The sequence below is a fragment of the Methylobacterium sp. WL18 genome (assembly GCF_008040015.1).
Lineage (GTDB): Bacteria > Pseudomonadota > Alphaproteobacteria > Rhizobiales > Beijerinckiaceae > Methylobacterium > Methylobacterium mesophilicum.
This window is the reverse complement of sequence record NZ_VRVD01000417.1, coordinates 1-4,194: the sequence shown is the minus strand read 5'-3', so window position 1 is coordinate 4,194 and position 4,194 is coordinate 1. Positions and strand designations below refer to the sequence as shown.

General features: G+C 72.0%; 8 protein-coding genes. 2 read left to right on the top strand and 6 right to left on the bottom strand.

Annotated features, from left to right (window positions below):
* Nucleotides 1-883, top strand: an 883-nt coding sequence (locus FV228_RS21965) for a DUF3829 domain-containing protein (protein WP_147856548.1), incomplete at its 5' end; no start/stop codon positions are given.
* Between the two features lie 205 nt (nucleotides 884-1,088).
* Here the strand turns inward: FV228_RS21965 and FV228_RS21960 are convergent.
* Together FV228_RS21960 and FV228_RS21955 are read right to left on the bottom strand one after the other, a co-directional pair.
* Nucleotides 1,089-1,670, bottom strand: a complete 582-nt coding sequence (locus FV228_RS21960) for a hypothetical protein (RefSeq protein ID WP_238263004.1) — start codon at nucleotides 1,668-1,670, stop codon at nucleotides 1,089-1,091.
* 8 nt (nucleotides 1,671-1,678) lie between these two features.
* A complete protein-coding gene (locus FV228_RS21955; RefSeq protein WP_147856546.1) occupies nucleotides 1,679-1,945 on the bottom strand; it encodes a hypothetical protein in 267 nt (88 codons plus the stop codon).
* 143 nt (nucleotides 1,946-2,088) lie between these two features.
* On the opposite strand from FV228_RS21955, the gene FV228_RS21950 reads away from it, so the two are divergent.
* Nucleotides 2,089-2,487 carry an ABC transporter ATP-binding protein gene (locus tag FV228_RS21950; protein ID WP_147856545.1) on the top strand — a complete coding sequence of 133 codons (399 nt, stop codon included), beginning with the start codon at nucleotides 2,089-2,091 and terminating at the stop codon, nucleotides 2,485-2,487.
* A 14-nt stretch (nucleotides 2,488-2,501) separates the two neighbouring features.
* On the opposite strand, the gene FV228_RS21945 is transcribed toward FV228_RS21950, so the two are convergent.
* The 4 genes from FV228_RS21945 to FV228_RS21935 form a co-directional block, all read right to left on the bottom strand.
* Complete coding sequence (locus FV228_RS21945; protein ID WP_238263008.1) at nucleotides 2,502-2,858, bottom strand: hypothetical protein; 357 nt, start codon at nucleotides 2,856-2,858, stop codon at nucleotides 2,502-2,504.
* A gap of 53 nt (nucleotides 2,859-2,911) precedes the next feature.
* Nucleotides 2,912-3,409 carry a hypothetical protein gene (locus tag FV228_RS21940; protein ID WP_147856543.1) on the bottom strand — a complete coding sequence of 166 codons (498 nt, stop codon included), beginning with the start codon at nucleotides 3,407-3,409 and terminating at the stop codon, nucleotides 2,912-2,914.
* Between the two features lie 69 nt (nucleotides 3,410-3,478).
* A complete protein-coding gene (locus tag FV228_RS33325; protein WP_187277861.1) occupies nucleotides 3,479-3,619 on the bottom strand; it encodes a hypothetical protein in 141 nt (46 codons plus the stop codon).
* An 11-nt stretch (nucleotides 3,620-3,630) separates the two neighbouring features.
* The coding region (locus FV228_RS21935; protein ID WP_147856542.1) for a hypothetical protein at nucleotides 3,631-4,194 on the bottom strand (564 nt) is incomplete at its 5' end.

Genomic DNA, 4,194 nt, shown 5'->3' with positions numbered 1-4,194 from the left:
GCCTGAGCCTCGGGCGACCGCCCGCCCGGCGCCGGCGCAGACGCCCGAGGCTCAGGCTTTGGCGAAAGCCAATGCCTACACCGAGGCCCAGAACCACTTGGTCCGGTCTCATCCCCTGGAGCAGCAGTTGGCCGACTACCGGCGCGACAACGAGCGGGTGCTCAAGCTCGGAACGAAGCTCGGCGCCAACGCCTGGTACCACTTCGGCATCGTGGATTTCGATGGGGTCATCGACGAGTTGGAGAAGGCCGTTGCCTTGCCGGGCGTCGTGCCAGAGGTGGATGCTCAGGCCGCCCGGCTGCTGGCGGCCCTGCGCGAGGTCAATCCCATCCTGAAGGCGCTCACACGCTATCAGACCACGCGGGAGTTCAAGGAGGATGGCTTCAAGTTCGCCCGCGAGCAGCATGCGATCCTCGTTCCCCGGGTCGACGCAGCCGCCAAGGCGATGGACGCGTACGGCACGGCCCTGTTCGAGCGCGAGATCGCCCGGGATGAGCGCCGCCTGGCGGCCCTGCCGGAGGATGCGCCGGCAGGGCGCCTCCTCTCCACCAGCCTCACCCTGCGCCGCGCGGTCCGGCGGTTCGAGGCACTGGGACCGAAGGCGGATGTCGCTCCCTTCCTGGCCGCACTCAGCGAGGTCTCGAACGCCAACCGCCACCTCGGCACGGTCCTCGACGGCATGAGCCCGAAGGCGAACTCATCCTGCACCGGCTACACCGACACGGTCGCAAGCGTGATTGGGCATGGCCGGGACGTCGCCCGGGACATTCGCACCAAGGGTGATCCGAGCCAACCGGCGCAACGCTTCAACGAGACCTACAACCGCTCGGTACGCGATCTAGAGTCTTGCCATAAGAATGAGAGTCGGGTGCGTCCAGGCTGAGGTCAGCTGAAGATCCCTAAAGACAGGACTGATGTCTCCTTCAAGGTAAATGCCCGTCCTTACGCCTCCGCAAGTCTGCGGGGAGACGAGCAGGCTGATGCCGAGGAGTGTGCGTTCTACGGGTCGCATCGGCGTCTCTCAATGGGGGCAGACGGAGAGCGGCTGCTGAACCTTTGCACGGGATCGCGATCGCGTCGTCCGCTCCTCATCGGGGCCAGTCGAAGTAGCGCCGGGCGGCGTCTTGGCCTTTCTCCAACCGCCTCGTCAGCCGGCCGCGCCGATCGATCAGCCCCCATCGGCCGCCGACCATGGCGGACGGCTGGCGCCCGTCCGAGCGGCAGCCCCGGCAGACCAGGGCCTCGCCGCGAGCGTTGAACGGGAACGACCAGTCGAAATCCGTGGTGAGGACCCGGCACAAGCGCCGGTCGTGGAACGCAACCTTGCCGGCGTGACGAGCGCGCACCAATCCCTGCGCGAAGGGGTCTGGCCCGTTGTCGAGGGGGAACACCGGCAGCGCCAGCCCGTCGCGGCGCGTCCAGAGCCAGCCGATCCCGTCGACGACGATCTCCGTCACCCCGTCCTTGAACGGCATGCGCGCGAGGCGGGCGGGATCGATGCGGATCCAATCGCCCGCGCGCCGGGCACACCCCTCATGGCGGGCGAAATCCGCGTGCACGTCGCGGCAGGCCAAGGGATAGGGCCCTCCGTCACGCGCCCGCACGGTCTGGGGCACGAGGCCGGCCGTCAGCCCGAGGAGAACGAGCGCACCGAGCGCTCGTTCTCGCACTGCCCGGTTCACCGGACGCCCCAGCGCCCGACCGGGCCGGGCGCGCCCGTGGCGTCGTCCACGCACACGCGCCAGCCGCTGCCGTAGGCGACTTCGCAGACGTCCCAGACGAGGCCGGTGTCCGTCCGTGTCGGCACGGCCGTGCCGGTGGTGGCGGTGCCTGTTCCCGCCGCGGCGCACGCCGCGATCGCCGCCGCTTGCTCGGGCGTGAGGCGGCCCGTCGCGGGGGCAGGCGTGGCGGATCGGGAGAACAGGCGGTCCAGGATCGCCAGCACGGTTCGGGCTCCTCGCATCCACGGACGAGCATGGGCGTCCGGCCCCGAGATGTCACCAGCCCCGGTGCCGGTTGCGGGGCGGCCGCCCGTCAGCCACACCTCCCGGACCGTATCAGGCGGAAGAACCGCACAGGAGGAACCGGATGTCCCTGAGTCTCGACCATTCCTCCGTCGAGGAACTCAACCTGGCCCTGCGCCTGTATCGGCGCCTGCTGGTCCGCCTGCTCCTGATCCTCGTCCTGGGCTTTGCCGGGGTGATCGGTCTAGCAAAGCTCAGCACGATCCTGTCGCCGCCCTACGGTGTCTACTTCCTCGGGCAGGGCCTGGTGACCTGGGGGCTGCTCGGCCTCCTCGCCCTGCTCTTCGCGGAGTTCTGGTGGGAGGGCCGCCAGATCGGCAAGGCCCTGAACCATCCGGGCTTGCTGGATGCTCCCATTGCCGGACTGCTGGGCGGCCTCGCCGTGATTGGTGAGCGCGCCGCCGCCATCGGGATGGAGCCCGGCTTCTTCCACGGCCCGCTGCGGCCGATCCGCCTGCGCTGACGGGTCCGTGGCGCTCAGCGCGCCGGCCCCTCGCGCGCTACCAAGCTGTCGCGGTGGACCACGAGGCTTGCTCCGGCGCTTGCAAGGGTGACGGCGAAGCCGAGGGCGGGCAGCGACCAGTCCTCGGCCCGCCACAGGGCCGCTGCGAGGCCTGCGCCGGCGCCGAAGCAGTCCAGGGCCAGGGTGGAGCACCAGCACGGCACCGCGCGCGGCTCGAACCGCACCAGGCTGTTCGCCCACCAGACCAGGGGCAGCATCGACAGCCAGTAGAGCGGCTGGGCCCGGGCGGCGCCGTGCGGTCCGGGCACGAGGCAGCCGATGACCGAGACGGTGGCGGCGAGGCCCGCCACGAGGGCGAGCCCGGCCGCCACGTTCGAGGGACGGTCCTTGCGCAGGCGCTGCCAGTAGGCCGGGTCGCGGCGGATCAGGGAACCCTCTCCCGGGCCGGCGCCGACCGCTTCCAGGCCGCGAGGCGCGCCAGGACGTAGGCCGGCACGCGGTCGGCCACAGCCAGATTCTCCGGGCGCAGGGAGAAATCGTAGGTGGGGCCACCGCGGTGGACGAGGTAGGTGCAGGTGGAGACCTCGCGCCTGTCCGAGGTATCCGAGGCGAGGCAGCTGGGCGGGGCCTGGTCGGCCGGCCGCGCCGCGTGCCGGGACGGGAGGCGGTAGAAGCGCCGGTGGTCGACGCCCTCGGAATGGACGAGGCGCTCGCCGCCGGACGGGTCAGGCCGCCACGGCGCGCCCTCGGCCAGCCGCGCATCGAAATTGCCCCATTGCCGGGCGTGGAGGGGTGCGAAGTGGCGCCCGTCCGGGTCGCCGACGATGTGGACCACCAGATCGGCCTCGAACGGGCCGGCATGGCCGCGGCTGAGGGGTCTGTAGCCGGCGAGGCCCGCCGCGACCTCGGCGGCGGGCAGCAACAGCCAGAGCGAGTCCGCCAGCTCCCAGCCGAGCCCCGGGAGCGCGTCGAGCCAGGGCAGGCGGACGTTTCAGGAAAACTCGTAGGCGTCGGGCACGGCGTACGCGGTCCCGGCGAGGCGGTACCGCGTGGTGCCGAACCGGCCCTCCGCCGCGAAGGCCGCGAGCACAAGGGGCAGGCCGAGGAGCGCGACGCGGCGCGAGGGACGCATGCGGGACGTCACTATTCCGGGGGGCCGGCGCGGAGCCCGGCCGCTTCCGCCGCGAGGTTGGCGCGGGCGGCGGCCTCCAAGCGGTCGTGGAAGAGGTCGGTCTGGTAGAGGCGCGGCCGGGCGAGAAAACGGTCGAGGACCTGGGCGCGCCCGAGCCGCCACGCCGCCTCGGGAACGGCGGTGTATTCCCGGCGGATCGCCGCCGCGTAGGCCGCGTAGACGGCGCGCGGCGCACCGAGCACGGCGAGATCGAGGTCGAGAAGGAGCCGGGTCGCCGGGTCCGCGCTCGGGCCGTGCGCCGCCGTCGCGTGGATCATCGCGATCGCGGCCCGGACGCGCGCATCCCCGGACGCCGGCCCCGCCTCGGCACGCAGCAGGTCGGCGCTGCGGGCCTCGTTGTCGGCGCGGACGGTGTCGTAGACGGCGTCGTGGAAGGCGATGGCGAGATCGATGGCGTCGCCGTCGACGCCCGCGAAATCGAGATGCGCCCGCACGGAATCGTGCCCCGCGAGCAGCGCCGCGATGTGGGGCCAGCCGTGATAGTGCCGGTCCGCCGCGCCGTAGCCCGCGTCGAG